This window comes from Aeromonas sp. 25-AL00135 (assembly GCF_054052385.1).
Window position 1 is genome coordinate 198177 of record NZ_JBSTYQ010000006.1, and the last position, 19048, is coordinate 217224.

At 60.2% G+C, this 19048-nt stretch carries 16 protein-coding genes and 1 other RNA gene; 4 read left to right on the forward strand and 13 right to left on the reverse strand.

What is annotated here, in order from left to right:
- Positions 1–38 precede the first annotated feature (38 nt).
- From ACW5XC_RS07565 to ACW5XC_RS07585, 5 genes are read right to left on the reverse strand one after another with little or no spacing between them, the layout of a single operon-like run.
- Positions 39–1529 (reverse strand): SpoIIE family protein phosphatase, encoded by a 1491-nt coding sequence (locus ACW5XC_RS07565; RefSeq protein ID WP_042052830.1) that lies wholly within the window; start codon positions 1527–1529, stop codon positions 39–41.
- Positions 1530–1552: 23 nt separating this feature from the next.
- Complete coding sequence (locus ACW5XC_RS07570) at positions 1553–2221, reverse strand: P-loop NTPase family protein (protein ID WP_005360129.1); 669 nt, start codon at positions 2219–2221, stop codon at positions 1553–1555.
- Between the two features lies 1 nt (position 2222).
- Positions 2223–4328: an SLBB domain-containing protein gene (locus ACW5XC_RS07575; RefSeq protein WP_042052831.1), complete on the reverse strand. Its 2106-nt coding sequence runs from the start codon at positions 4326–4328 to the stop codon at positions 2223–2225.
- An 18-nt stretch (positions 4329–4346) separates the two neighbouring features.
- Positions 4347–4763: a hypothetical protein gene (locus ACW5XC_RS07580; RefSeq protein ID WP_019445317.1), complete on the reverse strand. Its 417-nt coding sequence runs from the start codon at positions 4761–4763 to the stop codon at positions 4347–4349.
- Positions 4760–5110 carry an STAS domain-containing protein gene (locus ACW5XC_RS07585; protein WP_005333409.1) on the reverse strand — a complete coding sequence of 117 codons (351 nt, stop codon included), beginning with the start codon at positions 5108–5110 and terminating at the stop codon, positions 4760–4762. The genes ACW5XC_RS07580 and ACW5XC_RS07585 overlap by 4 nt, the downstream gene beginning before the upstream one ends.
- A gap of 338 nt (positions 5111–5448) precedes the next feature.
- Here ACW5XC_RS07585 and ACW5XC_RS07590 point away from each other — a divergent pair, with 338 nt between their 5' ends.
- Positions 5449–5940 carry a molybdopterin-dependent oxidoreductase gene (locus ACW5XC_RS07590; RefSeq protein ID WP_042052833.1) on the forward strand — a complete coding sequence of 164 codons (492 nt, stop codon included), beginning with the start codon at positions 5449–5451 and terminating at the stop codon, positions 5938–5940.
- A gap of 8 nt (positions 5941–5948) precedes the next feature.
- Positions 5949–7775 (forward strand): ATP-binding protein, encoded by a 1827-nt coding sequence (locus ACW5XC_RS07595; protein ID WP_042052834.1) that lies wholly within the window; start codon positions 5949–5951, stop codon positions 7773–7775.
- A 320-nt stretch (positions 7776–8095) separates the two neighbouring features.
- On the opposite strand, the gene ffs is transcribed toward ACW5XC_RS07595, so the two are convergent.
- From ffs to ACW5XC_RS07635, 8 genes are all read right to left on the reverse strand, one after another.
- An RNA gene (gene ffs / locus ACW5XC_RS07600) (signal recognition particle sRNA small type) lies at positions 8096–8192 on the reverse strand.
- Between the two features lie 102 nt (positions 8193–8294).
- Positions 8295–9083, reverse strand: a complete 789-nt coding sequence (locus ACW5XC_RS07605) for a sulfite exporter TauE/SafE family protein (RefSeq protein ID WP_042052835.1) — start codon at positions 9081–9083, stop codon at positions 8295–8297.
- 105 nt (positions 9084–9188) lie between these two features.
- Entirely contained in the window at positions 9189–10625 is a 1437-nt protein-coding gene (gene arcD / locus ACW5XC_RS07610) for an arginine-ornithine antiporter (protein WP_005336921.1), read from the reverse strand.
- Positions 10626–10983: 358 nt separating this feature from the next.
- Positions 10984–11763 (reverse strand): SDR family oxidoreductase, encoded by a 780-nt coding sequence (locus ACW5XC_RS07615; RefSeq protein WP_042052836.1) that lies wholly within the window; start codon positions 11761–11763, stop codon positions 10984–10986.
- 52 nt (positions 11764–11815) lie between these two features.
- Positions 11816–12736: a 3-hydroxyisobutyrate dehydrogenase gene (gene mmsB / locus ACW5XC_RS07620; protein WP_042052837.1), complete on the reverse strand. Its 921-nt coding sequence runs from the start codon at positions 12734–12736 to the stop codon at positions 11816–11818.
- 51 nt (positions 12737–12787) lie between these two features.
- Positions 12788–13900: an enoyl-CoA hydratase/isomerase family protein gene (locus ACW5XC_RS07625; protein WP_042052838.1), complete on the reverse strand. Its 1113-nt coding sequence runs from the start codon at positions 13898–13900 to the stop codon at positions 12788–12790.
- 21 nt (positions 13901–13921) lie between these two features.
- Positions 13922–14701 carry an enoyl-CoA hydratase gene (locus ACW5XC_RS07630; RefSeq protein WP_042052899.1) on the reverse strand — a complete coding sequence of 260 codons (780 nt, stop codon included), beginning with the start codon at positions 14699–14701 and terminating at the stop codon, positions 13922–13924.
- Between the two features lie 140 nt (positions 14702–14841).
- Positions 14842–15999 carry an acyl-CoA dehydrogenase family protein gene (locus ACW5XC_RS07635; protein WP_042052839.1) on the reverse strand — a complete coding sequence of 386 codons (1158 nt, stop codon included), beginning with the start codon at positions 15997–15999 and terminating at the stop codon, positions 14842–14844.
- Positions 16000–16305: 306 nt separating this feature from the next.
- Here ACW5XC_RS07635 and ACW5XC_RS07640 point away from each other — a divergent pair, with 306 nt between their 5' ends.
- Together ACW5XC_RS07640 and ACW5XC_RS07645 are read left to right on the forward strand one after the other, a co-directional pair.
- Positions 16306–17448, forward strand: coding sequence for an isovaleryl-CoA dehydrogenase (locus ACW5XC_RS07640; RefSeq protein ID WP_042052840.1), 1143 nt, complete (start codon positions 16306–16308; stop codon positions 17446–17448).
- Positions 17445–19046 carry a carboxyl transferase domain-containing protein gene (locus tag ACW5XC_RS07645; protein ID WP_042052841.1) on the forward strand — a complete coding sequence of 534 codons (1602 nt, stop codon included), beginning with the start codon at positions 17445–17447 and terminating at the stop codon, positions 19044–19046. The genes ACW5XC_RS07640 and ACW5XC_RS07645 overlap by 4 nt, the downstream gene beginning before the upstream one ends.
- Positions 19047–19048: the final 2 nt, after the last annotated feature.

Consider the following 19048-nt stretch of genomic DNA (forward strand, 5'->3'; position numbering starts at 1 on the left):
CTGCATAGAGCGGGCCAGTCAGGTAAAGAGGGGCAGGATCAGGCGCCGGGACAGGCGACCAGCAGGAGGGTCATGTCATCGAGGGCGGCATCATTGATGCGTTCATCAAACCAGCGGGCAATGCGATGAGCCAGTTGCTCAAGACCGGGCCCCGAAGTCAGGCAGATCTCTTTTAGCTGCGACTCCCAGCGCTGGCGCTCTTCTGCGTCACGGCTATCGAGCAGGCCGTCGGTCCAGAACAGCAGGATCTCGCCGGGCTTGAGCTGACGCTCATTGGTCACGAAGTGGGGATCCGGGCGCAAACCGGGCAAGGGGCCGGTCACGCCGACCTGACGGATGGTACCGGGCCCGACCAGCCAGGGCGCCGGGTGGCCCGCGCTGGCCCACTGCACCCGCCCCTCGTTGCCGAGTTCAATGCAGAGGGTGGTGAGCAGGGTAGCCCCAAGGAGCGGATCACTGTGAACCGCATTGGACAAGATGGTCAGCAAACGGGCGGGGGCACGCTCCAGATCGTGGGCAGTCAGCAAGCCGCGCAGATAACCGGCATAGGCATGGGCAAAGAACTTGGCTTCCGCGTCGTGGCCCATCACATCCCCGAGCCACAGCACCCGATCCTTGACCAGCAGAAAGTCCCCGCCCCCCACGGTGGCGGCCCGGGTTTGCAACGCCAGCTGGTATCCCCCGATGGAGGTGGCGGGCAATAACGGCCGCAGCGCCGAGGTCATGCGCTGATCCAGCTGCTCGCCCCATTGCGACTTGAGCTGCTCCGAGCGTTGCAGCACCCGCGAAACCGCCAGCAACAGGTCCTGCTTGGTGATGGGTTTGACCAGAAAGTCATCGATCCCCAGCGCCCCCGCCCGACTCTGGGTCCACTGATCCTGATGACCGGTCAGGAAGATAAAGGGCACCCCCTTCATCTTGGGATCCTTCATCAACTGCTGGCGCAGCCCAAAGCCATCGATCCCCTCCATCTCGATATCGGAGAGCACCAGCGCGGGGGGCTGCTTTCCGAGCGCCAGCAGGGCGGCATGGGAGTCGGCATAACTTTCAACCCGGTAGTGCTCATGGAGATAGGCGGTGAGCAGGGCACGCATCACCTTGTCATCGTCGATCACCGCGAGCACCGGCAGTTGGTTGACCGGGCCCTGCTGGCGAAGGGTCACGCGATTGCGCTCACCGTCGCGAGAGAAGTGCACCTCGGCAAACAGCTGGTGCACCAGCGCCAGCCCGTATCCCCCCTCCTGCAGCTCATCGGGTAACGGCGCGCTGGCAAGGCCGGGTTGCGGGCCACCATCATCCTCCACTATCAGACTCAAACCCGTTTCATCCTCTTTCAGCGTGAGCCAGAGCCGGGTCGCGGGAGGAGCTGTGTGTTTGACGCTATTGGTGGCCAGCTCACTGAAACAGAGCAGCCAGTTGGCTTGATCCTTTGGGGAGACCTGAAACAGGGAGAGTCCCTGCGCCAGCCGGTTGCGCAGTTCGCGCACCGACTGCAGGGTTGCCGGAGCAGATCGCAACCAGTCATCCATATCGGGCCTCCATCAGCGGGCGATCAGATCCGGAAATTGAGCAAGGCACTGCGCCGGCACCAGCGCTTGAGCCATTCGGTCACCCGGTTGCTGGGCAGCCGGTTGAGTTCGCGCAGGATCTCGCTAGCCAGCCCCGGGTTGAGTTTGTCGTTATAGACTGCGCCAATCAGATTGGCCTCGGCACGGGTCAGTTTATCCACCGCACTTTGTACCACGGTCGTCGGGGTCACCCCGGCCAATACCACCAGCAGCGCACCTTCACAGGCCCCACACACCTGATCGGCCGGAATATTGCCCCGATTGAGGGCGGTGAGCGGCGAGGTATCGAAGATCACCACATCGTAATGCTCCAGCCAGCGAACCAGCAGCTGACGCAAGGTATCCTTGTTGCGAAAGGCCATCAGATCCTTGCCCGGCGCCGGGAGCAGGGACAAGGAGCGGCCAGTGGCCACCGGCTCGGGCACATCATTGGGCCCCCAGGCAACCGCCGTGGCGCGGCCGGGATGATAGAGGTTGAGATCCACCAGCAGGGTGCGCAGCCCATCCGCCTCCGAGCGCCTTGCCAGCGCATCGCAGATGGAGCTCACCCCCTCCCCCCCTTCCGACGAGGTGACCGCCAGCGAGCGGATCCCCCGGGCGACCGTCGCCGCGTAGAGGGATTCGAGCTCCAGATATTGAATGGGGATGCTCATATCAAAGCGTCCCGACCAGGGCCACCACCGAGATCGTGGTCAAAATGTCGCGCATGCCATCCATGAAGATGGCCCAGTTGCTGCTTTTGCTGTCAGGGATAAAGACGGTGTCCCCTGCACGCAGCACCGGCAACTGGCTAAAGTCGGGCTCTTTGGCAAAGCCGTCGAGATCGAAGCTGCGGGCCTGATCCCCCTGACCACTGGTGGCCATGTTGATCACCACAATCTTCTTGATATAGGCGCTGCTGGTCGGGCCCCCCGCCTCGGCCAGCAGATCCAGCAGGGTCATGGAGGAGTCAAAGCGGTAGCGCCCAGGGCGGGCAATCGCCCCCAACACCCGAATGGTGTTCTCCTTGGGCTCATCGAGCCAGGGACGATTCTTCTCCGGCAGGTAGATGGAGTCGCCGGGCAGCACCTTGGGCAGCAAGGTTTCATCGCCGGTTTCAAAGTAGAGGGCAAGGTCGAGCTTGCTGACCCGCGCCGTGCTGCCACTGCGATGGGCGATGCGCACATTGCGCAGATCCGCCGCCGCAGTCGGACCATCGGCGGCCGACAGGATGTCGATAAAGCCCATCTGCTCATTGAAGGCATAGCGACCGGGGGCCCCGACCTGACCGAAGATATAGATGGAACTGTCCGGTGACTGGCGCACCCACTGGGATTTGTTGTCACTGGGATCGGTGGGCAGCTCGGGGATCATGATGGTGAATCCGGCCCGGATCTTCGGCAGGCTGGCCAGCGCCCCGCCCTGATGAAGGAACTTGTCGAGATCAAACAGGGTTGGCGTGGCCTGCCCCCCTTCGGCGGTCAGGATCTGCACCTTGGCGATATCGGCCCGCTCGCTGGGGCCACCGGCGTGGGCGATCAGATCCAGCAGCGACATTTCGTCAGACCATTCATAACGGCCCGGGATCCGCACCGCCCCCATCACCATCACCGCCCGCCCGGGGGCCACCTTCAACCAGGACTTCTCGTTGATATCGGTCTTTTCCGGCACAAAGATGGCATCACCGGGTTTGACTTGGGGCAGCGCCTTTTGCATCCCCTCGGTATAGGCCTGCAAGTCGATGGGTTCGATCGTGCCATCGGTGCGCAGCAAACGGATCTGGCGACTCTCGGCATAGCGGGTCGGGCCGCCGGCATTGGCCAGAATATCGAGGAAGGAGTCCCCTTCCCGCCCCTCATAGGCGCCGGGTTTGAACACCTCGCCCATGATGTAGATGGTACGTGCCCCCCGTTTTATCTGCTCTTCATCCTTGGGCACGAAGATGGTGGCGCCCGGCGCCAGATTGGGCAGCAGCTTGTTGTTGCCGGAGTCGAGATAGGCTTTGAGATCGAACAGTTCGGGGGCATCACCATTGATCACCCGGATCCGCTCCACCCCGGCAAAACGGGTCACCCCACCGGCTCGCATCAGCAGATCCACGATGGAGTTGCCACTCTTGAAACTGAAGGCGCCGGGGCTGTTGACCTCGCCAAACACCTTGATCGCCTTGCCGGTATCCCCATCCCCGCCTGCCGCCAGGGTTGCCGCATCAAAATCAATCTGCACGTTGCCGATCAAAGGGGATGCTGGCACGAACACCACATCGAGGGATTGCAATGGCGGCAACACGCTGGCATCGCCGGTATCGAGATAACGCTTGTAGTCGAAGCTAGATACCGTGCTGCCGCGCCGCACCTGCATGTTGTTGAGCTGGGCACCGGGCACCAGACCGCCAGCGGCATCGAGGGCCATCTGCACGTTGCCATCGGGCGCCAGATCATAACTGCCGGGTTTTTTGACATAGCCCATCACGCTGATCAGCAGCCGCTTCTCCAGCAAGGTGACGGTCAATTGAGAGAGGTTGTTGTAAACAGGTTTGAGGGCGGTGCGGATCAGCTCATCCGCCTGTTGCAGGGTCTTCCCCCCCACCACGACGTTGCCAACTTCAGGCAGTGCAATCTCCCCCTGCTTGTTGATCTGGAAAGGCTGATCAAAAGCAGGCTCACCGGGTTGCACTATGGCCAACCGATCACCGGGAGCCAACAAGGTGGAGGCCAGTAACGGGCAGGTGAACAACAGCAAGAGAACACAGATCAATCCTTCGAGAGCGCCCCGTTTCATAGACATCCTTTTCGTCTGTTACGTCTGCCCCCATTGGCGTAAGGGGAGCCCTGACCAATCAGCACGACAGCCATCCGCTGTTGTCTGTTGCAGCCGCAAACGTACTTGTTGTAGTGATTGTGCCAACACGGTCTGACGCCAGGCTACATCCGACCAGAGCCGTCCGTGCATATCCCGTTCGATATCAATACGTTGAGATTGTAGTCGTTTCAACTCGGCAGGCATACACCCCTGCAGACTCGCTTGCTTTAATTCCGTCAGCTGCAAGTCGAGTTCCTTCTGACGCTCATCATAACGAGACCAGACCCGCCGTTCATCCTCATTGACCGGAATACGGGTGGGTCTTGCCTCTGCCATGCCGCCATACCCCTGTGGCGGCCACTGCGCACAACCCGACAGCAGAATGGACGAGAGCAGGATACCAAAGCGTTTCATGATGCAGCGGCCATCATGCCACGGGAACGCATATAGGCCTTGATGCTCTCATGGCAGGGGATCACCCGGTCGATATGCAGCATTTCCAGCAGGTCATGAGGTTGACCGGGTCCACAGACAAGGGCCATCTGATGCCCGTTCATAATCAATCTTTTATAGAGAAATACCAAGGCTCCGATCCCCGATGAGTCGATAAAATGAACATCGCTGATATCGGCCAGGATATCTCCCGGGTGGGTCGAGAGGGTTTCAAACAACGGGCGGAGCTCACTGACGGCCATCGCGTCAAACTCGTTTTCCAGTACCACTACCTGGATATCATTAAGGGTGTAAGTCATGCTTTCCATCGCTAGCTCCTTGTCGATTCTCAGACTATTTGCTGTCACGGCATTCAGCACGTTGCAAATGTTATGCCGGGCAGTGCCACGGCTCTTGTTCTCCAAATGATACTCTTTGCGCCTTATTCACCGACACCCACTCCTCGTTTTGATTGCCAAATTGCAATTAACCTCCCCCGCACGTTGCAAACTGCAATTCACCTGGGCCGAGATCGCCCGATAACAGGCTAAATGACTGATAATTCAAGCCCATTACACCGGGCCCGATTATTGCTTGCCCTTAGACACAGCTCACAAGCCACCGTTGGCCCGGCACCCATGCCGCCATTTCCCAGGAAGGAGAGATCATGAAAGCAGGCCTTTACATCGCACCACTGCTGGTAGCCCTTTGCGGCACCGCATACGCAGCCCCCACCTCTGACAGTGCCGTATTGAAGGTTGAAGGCGCCATCAGCAGCCCCACTCATCAGGCTCTGGCCCTGTGGGACAGCGCCATGCTGGATCAACTACCGGTACACGAAATCAAAACCCATACCCCCTGGTATGACGAAGCCAAGACCTTTCGCGGCCCGCTGCTGCAAGATGTATTGGCCAAGGTCGGGGCAACCGGCAAACAGCTCACCATTACCGCGCTCAATGACTACTCGGTACAGGTGCCGACAAGCGATGCCGAGCAGTATCGGGTCATCCTCGCCCGCACGATCAATGGCAAGCCACTGTCGGTGCGTGACAAAGGGCCGCTGTTCCTTGTCTATCCGTTCGATCAATATCCCGAACTGCAAAACAAGCTCTATTACGGTCGGGCTATCTGGCAGATCAGTGCGATAAAAGTGGAGTAGATCCCATCATGCGTTCCATGGCGGCCAGTCAACGTTTCTTGTTTGTGGTGCTTTGTGTGCTGCTCCTAGCCTTTGCCGGTATTGGTACCATTCAGTACCGGCAATTTCAGGATCTGCAGCGCAGTACCAGCCAGGGCGAAGACAACGTGATGTGGAACTATTTCCAGCTCTATAACGAAGCGCTGCGTTTTCAAAGCTCGCTGCTCCATGAGTCGCAACCGACCTTCCAGCTCAGATACGATATTCTGGTCAGCCGCATGGATCTGGTGCTGGAGAGCAAGGATCGCAGCCTGCTTCAGCAAACAGAGATCTACCAGCAGGCAAGCAAAGCCATTCGATCCTACATCTCTCTGGCGGATATCTGGCTCGGCCCGGAAGCCACCAAGCCGCTCGACAATCTTGCCCATCAGGAGCTGCGCCAACAGCTTGCCTCCCTGCTCCCCCTGCTCCATCAGCTGACTCTGGAGGTGAACCAGCAGGCGACCCTGTTTGATGTGGCGCGTCGCGACAGCGTGAGGGAGCAGATCATCACGACGACACTCATCGCGACCCTGCAATTTGCGCTGCTCTTTGTGCTCGCCCTGCTGATCTGGCGGCAAATGAATATCTCGTTTCTGCAACACAAACTGATGCAGCAGCTCAATGACAAACTGCTGCGGGCAAATCAGGCGGCAGAGGCAGGCACAAGAGCCAAAAGCAGCTTTTTGGCCAACATGAGCCATGAAATTCGCACCCCCATGAATGGCATTCTCGGCATGCTCTCACTGCTGGCCGACCGGGATATGGATCCGAGGGAGCGAGACTATCTGGAGACGGCGCGCGAATCGGCAAACCATCTGCTCGGTCTGCTTAACGACATTCTGGATGTATCCAAGCTGGAAGAGGGCAAGATCGAGCTGCAACTGGCCCCCCATCACTTGCCCCAGTTGCTGGAGGATATCCGGGCCCTGATGCAGAGCAACTGCGATGCAAAAGGGATCAAACTGACCCTGGCTGTTGCCCCCGATACGCCGGAGTGGTTGATGATCGACCCGCTGAGGGTGCGCCAAATTCTCTTCAACCTGGTGAGCAATGCCATCAAGTTCACCCATCAGGGGGAAGTAAAGATCCATGTTGATAGCACCCTGTTGGAGCAGGATCGCCACTCGATACGCATCTCGATCCAGGACACAGGGATCGGCATGAGCAAAAGTCAGCTAAAGAACCTGTTTCAACGTTTCGCCCAGGCGGATGTCTCGATCACCCGCCAATATGGCGGATCGGGCCTGGGACTTGAAATATCCCGTAACCTCGCACGCCTGATGGGCGGCGATATCTCGGTAGAGAGCAGTGAGGGACATGGCAGTACTTTTACCTACATCTGGCCCGCTAGAGCCACGACCCCCTCGATTGTTTGCCTGCCGTCCAAGCCGCTGGATCAGGAGAGCTATCGCATCTTGCTGGTTGATGACAATGCCACCAACCGCAAGGTGATCGGCGCCATGCTCGACTCCGTGGGCCATCAGGTCACATTGGCCGTTCAGGGAGAAGAGGCGCTGGAGAAACTGGGTCACACCGAATTTGATCTGGTGTTGATGGATGTCCAGATGCCAGTGATGGATGGCCTGGTGGCCACCACCCGGATCCGCACCTCCCAGATGCCTTGGGCAGATATCCCCATCATCGCCCTGACGGCGGATGCGATGCCGGAATCCAAGCAATACTATCTCTCCCATGACATGAATGGATATATCACCAAGCCCATCAATAAAGAGACGCTACTGAGCGAGATAAACAGACATATTTCCCATGGGCGGCTCAAATACAACGCCACCCTGCGTGTCACCAAGCAATAATCCCCCCCCTGATTCCTGGCTACTGATTGCTCATGTGGGGCAACATTGACGTCTGCAGGCAACTGAATGGGCTTGGGTCTGGAACGCACGCAGGCAAGCAGCTTCGCAACAGCTGCACGGGCCGTCGGCTTATCTCGGGTATGCAGGGATTTTTTGATCTCTTTGCGGCGACCACAGGGGAGCGTGGTGACTTTCCGGTAATACCAGATGCCGTGGGGACTGAGCCAGAGATTCATCGATGAGCTCCTCGTCGTCCACACAAAGTGGATGACCAAGGGCTTTAGGAAGCTAACTTATTGAATTGCAGAAACAAGTGGTGGCCCTACCAGCCACATCCCGGCACTCGAGTCCCCCGCCTTGGCTGCTACCTTCCGGTCCTGACCAGGTCGACGGGTTATCAATGCGAGAGGACCAATAGGACCACCGGCGAGGAGAATAGGCAAACTGGGCGTTCAATGCAACGGCTTTCTACCCTCCAACAGATCGTTTGCCTTATTTTTCAACAATCTGCTGAATGAATCAGCTAAACAGCATAAATTTCGCCCCCACCAGCAGCATCAGCAGGGCAAAGGCCTGCTTGAGGCGTGTGGGTGACAGGCGGTGTGCCAGCTTGGCGCCAATGCGTGCGAACTGGGTACTGGTCAGCACAATGCCCAGCAGGGCGGGCAGATAGATGTAGCCCACACTCCACTCGGGCAGATCGGCATGATCCCAACCCGCATAGAGGTAGCTGAGGCTCCCCGCCAGCGCGATGGGTATGCTGCAGGCTGCAGAGGCCGCTACCGCATTGCGCATTGGCACCGAGTTCCAGCTCAGATAAGGGACAGTGAGCGAGCCACCGCCAATACCAAACAGGGCTGACATCCAGCCAATGATGGTACCGGCAATGCCTGTGCCGAGCGGCCCCGGCATATGGCGCTCCGCTTTGGGTTTAAGGTTGAGCCCCATCTGTAGCGCCATGCTCCAGGCGAAGCAGCCGATAATGATATTGAGGGTGCTGGTGCTGAGCAGATTGGCGGTCATGCCGCCGAGCCAACCCCCGATCAGCATGCCGGCGCCGAGTCGGCGGATCATCACCCAATCGACGGCGCCCGCCTCCCGGTGGGCCCGCAGCGAGCTGAATCCGGTAAAGATCATGGTGGGCAACGAGGTGCCAAGGGCCAGATGAGTAATGATTTCAGGGTCGATGCCCTGGGCGCGAAAGGTAATGACCAGCACGGGGACAATGATAAGACCGCCGCCGATCCCGAACAGTCCCGCCAGCATACCGGCAAAGGCGCCCAGCAGGAGGTAACCCATAAACAGCATAAAAATTCCTGTGTTAAACAAAAACTGGCCAACACGGCCGGGCAACAGTGGATATCTGCATGAAAAAAAAGAGATGGCGCGAGGGCCATCTCTTCATTGTGCCGGTTAGTGCAGTGGAATGGTACCGTCCATCACCTTGTAGAAGGCCAGCACGGCACAGCCGAGCAGGGCCGCCGTCATCCCCTGCTCCAATCGGTTAAGGCCGCGCAGACCGTGATGCTGACGCGCCTTCCAGTAGATGAAGATGCCCGGACTATAAAGCAGCGCCACCAGCAGCAGGTACTCCACACCGGCAGCATAGACCAGCCAGCAGCCGTAAACGGTCGCCACCAGGGCCAGCAGCAGGTCACGCTTGCGCTGATGAGGTTGACCCTGATAGGTCTCCCCTTTCAATGCCAGCTTCAGGCCATAAGCGCCCGAAAAGACGTAAGGCACCAGCGCCGCCGAGGTTGCGATGTTGACCAGCGCCAGATAGGTGCTGCTCTGGAAGTAGATGATGATCAGGAAGATCTGCACCAGACAGGTGGAGCACCAGAGGGACACCTGCGGCGAGCCGTTCTTGTTCTCCTTGGCAAACCAGCCCGGGAACACACCGGTCTTGCCCGCGATGTAGGGCACTTCAGCGGCCAGCACGGTCCAGCTGAGCAGAGCACCCATCACAGACACCACCAGACCAATGTTGATAAGCCAGGCGCCCCAGGGGCCGACCACGGCTTCAAGGATCATGGCGGTCGAAGGGTTCTTGAGCGCCGCCAGTTGCGGCTGGCTCATGACACCCAGCGAGAACAGGGTCACCATCACGTAAAGCGTCAGGGCGCCGAGCAGCGCCAGCACGGTAGCTCGGCCCACATCCTTGCGATGACGGGCACGGGCAGAGACCACCACGGCCCCTTCAATCCCGATAAAGACCCAGAGGGTCACCTTCATGGTGGACTTGACCTGATCCATCACGGAGCCAAGCTCCATGTTGTTCTGGCCCCAGATATCCAGAGTGAAGGTATCCATGTTGAAGGCCAGCAGGATCGCGACACAGAAGACGATGAGCGGCACCATCTTGGCGATGGTGGTGACGATATTCACCAGCGCAGCGACCTGCACCCCGCGCAGCACCAGCGCATGCACCGACCAGATCAGGATGGAGGCCAGCGTGATGGCCACCGGCGTATTGCCGTCACCGAAGATGACGTTGTCAGGCGTATCGAAGAAGTAGCTCAGGGCGCTGAACACTACGATGGCGTAAGAGACGTTGGCCAGCAGTTGGCAGAGCCAGTAACCCCAGGCGGCGTTGAAACCGATGAAATCGCCGAAACCGGCCTTGGCATAGCTGAAGATACCGCCATCGAGATCGGGGCGGCGCATGGAGAGGTTCTGATAGACCAGCGCGAGACAGATCATGCCAAGACCGGTGATGGCCCAACCCAGGGCGACCGCCCCGGCACTGGCATGCGCAGCAATGTTTTGTGGCAGACTGAAGACCCCGGCGCCGACCATGGAGCCGATCACCAGCGAAATGAGGGCGCCCAGCCCTAGTTTCTTGTCCATTTCAATCCTGTTTATTTAGGCGGCGGCAGAGCGTCCGTATTCATACTGCGCGCAATATGGGAGGGGCTGGGAATCCTGACCCCGTGAAAAAGGCGGCAACTATATTGCATGACTATTCCGACCGCAATCCCTCGTCCCGTCAATCATGCACCGCCTTGACCGCGCGCAATTTTACAGCACTGACCCATATGGCCTGTGAGCTGGCTCAAATTAACCAAGACCCATTGATATTTCTCATTTTTCTGCCAACACAACCTGACTCGCATGGTTCCTATGCATCGCCATTCAGGCACTCTCTGTATAAATAATCTGCATAAAAAAGCCCCGGTGGAAACACCGGGGCCCATTATGTAAATCCCTATAAACGCAAACCGCCATCCAGTTCTATCATCCTTCCCGACAGATAGTCGTTGGCAAAAATAAAGCTCACCGTCTCGGCCAGCTGCTGCGCCTCGCCAAGGGTGCCGACCGGAATGGCCTGCTGCATCCGCGCCATCGCCTCCGGCTTCATCGCCGCCGTCATGTCGGTGGCAAACACCCCGGGGGCAATCCCCATCACCCGAATGCCATGGCGCGCCAACTCCCGCGCCCAGGTCACCACCAGCGAGGCAACCCCTGCCTTGCTGGCGGCATAGTTGCTCTGGCCAATATTGCCGGCGCGGGCGATGGAAGAGATGTTGATGATAACGCCCCCCTGCCCTCCTTGCGCCATCAGCGCCGCCCCTTCACGACCGCAGAGGAAGGTACCGGTGAGGTTGACGTCAATCACGCTCTGCCACTGGGCCAGCGTCATCTTCTCCACCAGCTCACCCTCTTTCACCTTGATCAGCATGCCATCGCGCAAAATGCCGGCGCAGTTGATAAGACCGTGCAGCACGCCAAAACGCCCCTTGATGGCAGCAAACACGGCCTCAACCTCGGCTTCGCTCGCCACATTGCAGACAAACAGCTCGCACTGGCTATCTTGATCGCACTGATCATTCTGGCTGCGCACTAGGGCTGCGGTCGCCTCCAGATCGGCGCGATTGATGTCGAGCAGCGCCAGCGTCGCCCCCTGTGCGCCCAAGGCCAGCGCAATGGCACGTCCCAAGCCACGTCCGGCACCGGTAATAACGATGACCTTATCTTTGATATCCATCAATGCTCCTTGTAGCTGGTCGAAGGGAGATGCCTTGAAGAGAGGTGGCCCGTCAGGCGGGACCCTGTTTATCCAGATAGAGTTCGACGATGCTGGAGAAATCGCGGCTCCCCTGCCCCTGAGCGGCATGCAGGTTGAACAGGTTACGCGCGAGCGCCCCCATGGGCACAGCGCTGTGAGCATGCTCGGCCAGCGCCATGGCCAGCCCCAAATCTTTCACCATCAGACGGGTCATAAAGCCCCCCTGATAGTTGCGGGCGGCAGGGACATTCTCCATCACCCCGGGCCAGGGGTTGTAGCGCTCCAGACTCCAGTTGTTGCCGGAGCTCTTGCCCATGATGGTGGAGAGCACGGCGGGATCCAGCCCCTCCTTCACCCCGAGGGCCAACGCCTCGGCGGTGCCCGCCATGTGGATCGCAAGCAGCATGTTGTTGCACATCTTGGCGATCTGCCCTGCCCCCAACGCCCCGGCATGAAACAGATTCTGCCCCATGCAGGCGAGCAGGGGCTTGGCTGACTCGAAATCCGCCCCGTCGCCACCGACGATAAAGGTGAGCGTCCCGGCGGCCGCACCGGCGACACCACCCGAGACAGGGGCATCGATAAAACGCAAACCACGCGCGCGGGCCGCCTCCCCGACCTGACGGGCAGAGTCGACATCTATGGTGGAGCAGTCGATCACCAGTGCACCAACCGGCAGTGCTGCCAGCAGATCCTGCCCACCTCGCTCACCGGCGCTCTCGCCCAACCAAAGATCGCGTACATGCTCCCCCGCAGGCAACATGCTGATCACCACCTCGCAGCCGGTCGCCGCATCACGGGCATCCCCCGTGGCGATGCAGCCAGCGGCGATGGCGCGCTCAATGTTTTGGGCAACCAGATCAAACACCTGCACCCTGTGCCCGGCCCTGGCCAGATTGGCCGCCATGGGCCCCCCCATGTTGCCGAGCCCGATAAACCCTATCCTTGTCATCCCGCTTGCTCCTTGCGTTGCTGATGGCGGCGTCCGCCGGTTGCCAAGATGTTATTCCTTGCAGGTCAACGGATTGCGCCCCTGCGGCCAGCGATAGAACTCGTCCAGCCACTCCACCTCCGGTGGCAACTGTTGCCAGCGGGGATCTTTATCCTTGTCGATCAGCAGTGCCCGTACCCCTTCCACAAAATCCCCCTTGAGCACACAGTTGACCGAGAGGGTCAGCTCCTCGGCAAATACTTCGGCCAGGGAGTTGCGGCGAGCCTGCCAATATTGGCGCCACAAAATGGCGCGGCTGATGGGGCTGCCGGTGCGGCAAATCTGCTGCGCCTGCTGGAGCACAGCTTCATGTTCATCGAACTGAGCCTCGAACAACCGACCCAATACCCCTTGCAACGTGCGTCCCGCCAGCAAGGCATCGATCCTCTGTTGATGGGGTAGCAATACTGGCGCCGGCAAGCGGGCCGCCACCTCACGGTGCAATTCCCTGAGCAGCAGATCGATCTGCTCACGGGGATCACCACTGCCAGTCCAGTCGAGCACGGCGAGGCGTGACAACAGCGCACTGCGCTCGCCACTGGCGATGGCATGATCCGCCAGCCCAAGGCCGATGGCATCACTCCCGTTGAAGCGGGCGCCAGTCAAACCAAGCCAGAGCCCCAGCCGCCCCGGCATCCGGCTTAAAAACCAGCTGGCCCCCACATCGGGGTAGAGGCCAATGGTCACCTCCGGCATGGCGAACAGGCTCTTCTCGGTCACCACCCGGAAATCGGCGCCGGCAAACAAGCCTATCCCACCGCCCATGCAGATGCCGTCCGCCACGCAGACAAGGGGCTTGCGGTAAGAGTGGATGTGGTGATCGAGCCGATACTCCTGCTCGAAAAAGTCGCGGGCATATTCGAACAGTTCCGCCTCGCTCACCTCCTGCTTGCGGTAATAGAAGGAGCGGATATCGCCACCGGCACAAAATGCCTTCTCACCCGCCCCCTGCAGCAGCACACAGACGATGGCGGGATCCTGCTCCCAACGGGTCAGCGTCTGTTGCAGGATCTGGATCATCGGCAGGCTCAATGCGTTGAGAGACGCAGGGCTGTCGAGGGTCAACACCCCGATCTGATGACCATCTTCGGTGGGATAACAGCTAACCTTGACCGGCTCACTCATATACAGCTCCGTATGGATTTACTATGTTGGGCCATATTGCCAGCGCGGTAAGCGTTTCTCCAGGAAGGCGGCAACCCCTTCACGCTGATTGGCATCGCTAAAGAGATCGAGAAACAGCGACCGCTCAAGGGGCAAGGCGGCATCCCGCGGACCACTGCGGCCCTGATTGATCAGGGTTTTGCAGGCGCGCAGGGCGCTCGGGCTCTGGCGCTCCACCAGATGGGCCATCTGGTGCGCCGCCTCCCATGCCTGACCGGTTTTCACCACCTCCTCCACCAGCCCCATCTCGTAGGCCAGCGAGGCACTCACCTTCTCACCGCAGAGGATCATCCGCTTGGCCCAGCCCGGCCCCACCAGCTCGGTCAGACGCTGGGTGCCACCGGCACAGGGAAGCAAGCCCACAGAGGCTTCCGGCAGTCCCAGCAACGCCTGCTGTTCGGCGATGCGGATATCACAGGCCAGCGCCACTTCCAGCCCGCCGCCCATGGCATAACCATTGATGGCGGCGATACTGACGCCGTGAAAGCGGGCCAGCGCCTCGAAGGCCTTGCCAAAGGCCTCGGCTACTTCGCGGGCCAGCTCGACATTCCCCTCGACAAACATATTGAGGTCGGCACCGGCGCAGAAAAATTTGTCGCCCGCACCACGGATCACCAGTGCCACCACATCGGGACGACTGTCGAGCTCCACCATCATCTGCAAAAAGGCCTGCAGGCTGGCGAGGGTCCAGGTATTGGCAGGGGGATGGTCGAGGGTGATATAGGCCACATGGCCATGATATTCGAGTCTGATCCTTGTCATAACATTGTCCTTGTCGATGAAGCTGCCGCCATGATGACAGGCTTGAGTGACACCAACCTGTGGCTGGCTCACAAAGCCGAAACCGGCATGGCACGGTGCAAATCGGGTGGCAGGCAACACACCCTTGATGCGACCACCGGTTAGCCCAGCGACAAACCGGGATCGGTCAGCATGCGGCGCGCGATGATGAGTCGCATCACCTCGTTGGTGCCCTCCAGAATGCGGTGTACCCGGGTATCGCGCAGATAGCGCTCGAGCGGATACTCGCGGATATAACCATAGCCGCCAAAGAGTTGCAGAGCCTCATCACAAACCCGATAACCCACATCGGTGGCAAACCGTTTGGCCATGGCGCACCAGGCACTCTTGTCGGGATCCCCGCGATCCAGTTTGTCAGCCGCCTGACGCACCAGCAGACGGGCGGCAGCCAGCTCGGTCGCCATATCGGCCAGGCGAAATTGCACGCTCTGGAATTCGCTGATCGGGTGACCAAATTGCTGGCGCTGCTGCACATAGGCCAGCGCATCGTCCAGCGCCTGCTGGGCGGTGCCCACCGAACAGGTGGCAATATTGATGCGCCCACCATCGAGGGCCTGCATGGCGAATTTGAACCCTTCCCCCTCCTCACCCAGCCGATAGCGGGCGGGAATTCGCACTCCGTTGAACGCCACTTCCCGGGTCGGCTGGCTGTTCCAGCCCATTTTCTCTTCGGGCTTGCCATAGACGATGCCCGCGCTATCTGCCGGTACCATAAAGGCAGAGATCCCCTTCGCACCTTCACCACCGGTACGGGCCATCACCACCAGCACATCGCTGCTGCCAGCTCCCGAGATAAAGACCTTGGTCCCCTCGATGAGGTAGCTGTCACCCTCGCGCACCGCCCGGGTCTTGAGTGCCGCCGCATCTGAGCCTGCCCCCGGCTCGGTGAGGCAATAGGAGCCCAGCAATTCGCCGCTGGCCAGTTTGGGCACCCACTCTTTGGCAACCTCGGTGGGCAACCAGCTACCCAGCATCCAGCTCACCATGTTGTGGATGGTCAGATACGCCGTGGTCGAGGTGCACCCCATGGCGAGGCGTTCAAAGATGAGGCTCGCATCGAGGCGAGGCAATCCCAATCCGCCAAACTGCTCCGGGGTATAGAGACCGCAAAAACCTAGCCCGGCCGCCTGCTTGATGGTCGGGATCGGAAACTCATGATCCTTGTCCCAGCGCGCGGCATGGGGTTTGAGCGCCTCATCGGCAAAGGCGGCGGCCGCCTCCACATACGCCTGTTGATCATCTGTCAGGGTAAAATCCATCTTGTCGTTCGCTCCCTTGTTGCCCCGCGCTTACTTTCCTGAGTTAGTGCTTTATGACGCGGCGCCCACACGCTGCGTCAGTCGGCTCTGCCACTATGGCGCTGTTGTCGTGGTAGCTGATGACGCTCTCACTACCACCTCTCTATCGACACACAACAGATTAACAATTGATTTACGTTTACGCTAACGTAAACTTATGGCAGAAGTGAAGTACAAAAATGGACCGACCACTGCCAGCCTTGAAGCCGAGTCAGCCGGTCGAACCAACCTTCCTACCCGATTGTCATATCCGCAAGGAGAGCATGGATGCAGATGGATGAGACCCTGAATGCCCTGACCGAACAGGTTGCGGCCTTCTGCCAGAAAGTGATCGCCCCGCGCGCCAGCGAGATCGATCAGAGCAACGCCTTTCCCCGTGATCTCTGGCCCCGGATGGGTGAACTGGGGCTGCACGGCATCACGGTGGCGGAGGAGTATGACGGGGTGAATCTCGGCTATCTGGCCCACGTGCTGGTGATGGAACAGGTAAGCCGCGCCAGCGCCTCGGTCGGCCTCTCCTACGGCGCCCACTCCAATCTCTGCATCAATCAGATCCACCGCCACGGCACGGCGGAACAGAAAGCGCGCTACCTGCCACCGCTGGTGAGTGGCGAGCATGTGGGGGCACTGGCCATGAGCGAGCCGGGCGCAGGCTCCGATGTGGTTAGCATGCGCCTCACCGCGGAGCGCGAGGGCGATCACTTCGTGCTGAACGGCAACAAGATGTGGATCACCAACGGTCCCGATGCCGACACCTTCGTCATCTATGCCAAGACAGATGCCAGTGCCGGCCCCAAAGGAATTTCTGCTTTTATCGTTGAAGCCGGCACTCCCGGTTTTTCTACCGCCCAGAAGCTCGACAAGCTGGGGATGCGCGGCTCCAGCACCTGCGAACTGGTGTTCGACAACTGCCGGGTGCCGCAGGAGAACCTGCTGGGCACCCTGCACGGCGGGGTCAAGGTGCTGATGAGCGGGCTCGATTACGAGCGGGTGGTGCTGGCTGCGGGCCCCCTTGGCATCATGCAGGCCTGCATGGACGTGGTGCTGCCCTATGTGCGTGAGCGCAAGCAGTTCGGTCAAGCCATCGGCGAGTTCCAGCTGGTGCAGGGCAAGCTCGCCGACATGTATACCCGCCTCGCCAGCAGCCGGGCGCTGGTCTACTCGGTGGCGAGCGCCTGCGATCAGGGTCACACCAGCCGTAAAGATTGCGCCGCAGCCATCCTGTTTGCCGCCGAAAACGCCACCCAGATGGCCCTCGACGCTATCCAGCTGCTCGGCGGCAACGGTTACATCAACGAATACCCCACCGGCCGCCTACTGCGGGACGCCAAACTTTACGAGATCGGCGCCGGCACCTCGGAGATCCGCCGCTGGCTCATCGGCCGCGAGCTGATGGGGGATAACGCATGAGCAGGCTCCACTCCCGTCTCGACACGGCGAGCCCGGAATATATGGCCAATCGGGCCGCTATGCAGGAGCTGGTCGACGATCTCCATGCCCGCATTGCCGAGATCGCCCAAGGAGGCGGCGCGGCCAACAACGCCCGCCATCAGGCCCGTGGCAAGCTGCTGCCCCGCGAGCGCATCAATCAGCTGCTGGACCCGGGCTCCCCGTTTCTCGAACTGTCGGCGCTGGCTGGCTGGCAGGTCTATGACGAGCCGGTGCCCGCCGCCGGCATCATCACCGGCATCGGCCGGGTCTCGGGCAGGCTCTGCATGCTGGTGGTGAACGACGCCACCGTGAAGGGTGGTACCTACTACCCGCTCACGGTGAAAAAACACCTGCGCGCCCAGACCATCGCCGAGCGGCTGAGTCTCCCCTGCCTCTATCTGGTGGATTCCGGAGGCGCCTTCTTGCCGATGCAGGACGAGGTGTTCCCCGACCGGGATCACTTTGGCCGCATCTTCTACAACCAGGCCCGCATGTCGGCCCAAAACATCCCTCAACTGGCAGTGGTGATGGGGCTCTGCACCGCCGGGGGCGCCTACGTGCCCGCCATGGCGGACGAGTCGATCATGGTCAGGGAGCAGGCCACCATCTTTCTGGCGGGTCCGCCGCTGGTCAAGGCTGCCACCGGCGAGGAGATCAGCGCCGAGGCCCTGGGCGGCGCCGAAGTGCACTGCGCCCACTCCGGCGTTGCTGATCATATGGCCCGTGACGATGCCCATGCGTTGGCCATCGCCCGCACGCTGGTTACTCATCTGGGTAACGAGCCGATAGAGAGCAGCCCCGGCTACGAGACCCCCTGCTACCCGATCGAGGAGCTCTACGGTCTGGTGGGCACCACTCTCAAACGCCCTTACGACGCCCGCGAGCTGATTGCACGACTGGTGGATAGCTCTGACTTTGACGAATTCAAGGCGCTGTTCGGCACCACTCTGGTGACCGGCTTTGCCCGTATTTGCGGCATGGAAGTGGGCATCCTCGCCAACAACGGCGTGCTGCACAGCGACAGTGCCCAGAAGGGGGCCCACTTTATCCAACTCTGTAACCGGCGTGCCATCCCGCTGCTCTTTTTGCAGAACATCACCGGTTTTATGGTGGGGAGTAGCGCAGAAAAAGAGGGGATCGCCAAGCACGGCGCCAAGCTGGTCACCGCAGTGGCCTGCAGCCGGGTGCCAAAGATCACCCTGATCGTCGGCGGCAGCTTTGGTGCCGGCAACTACGGCATGTGTGGCCGCGCCTATGAACCCGATTTTCTCTTTAGCTGGCCCAACAGCCGTATCTCTGTCATGGGTGGCGAACAAGCTGCCGGAGTGCTGGTGCAGGTGCGTCGGGACAAACTGGCTGCTGAGGGCAAAGATTTGAGCGAGCAGGAGGCAGCCGCCATCCGTGCCCCGGTGATCGAGCAGTATGAGCAGCAGGGTCACCCCTACTACGCCAGCGCCCGCCTCTGGGATGACGGCGTTATCGACCCGGCCCAGAGCCGCACCGTGCTGGCGCTGGCGCTCGCCGCCTGTCAGGGTGCCCGCATTGAAACCGAGCAGTACGGCATCTTCCGGATGTAAGG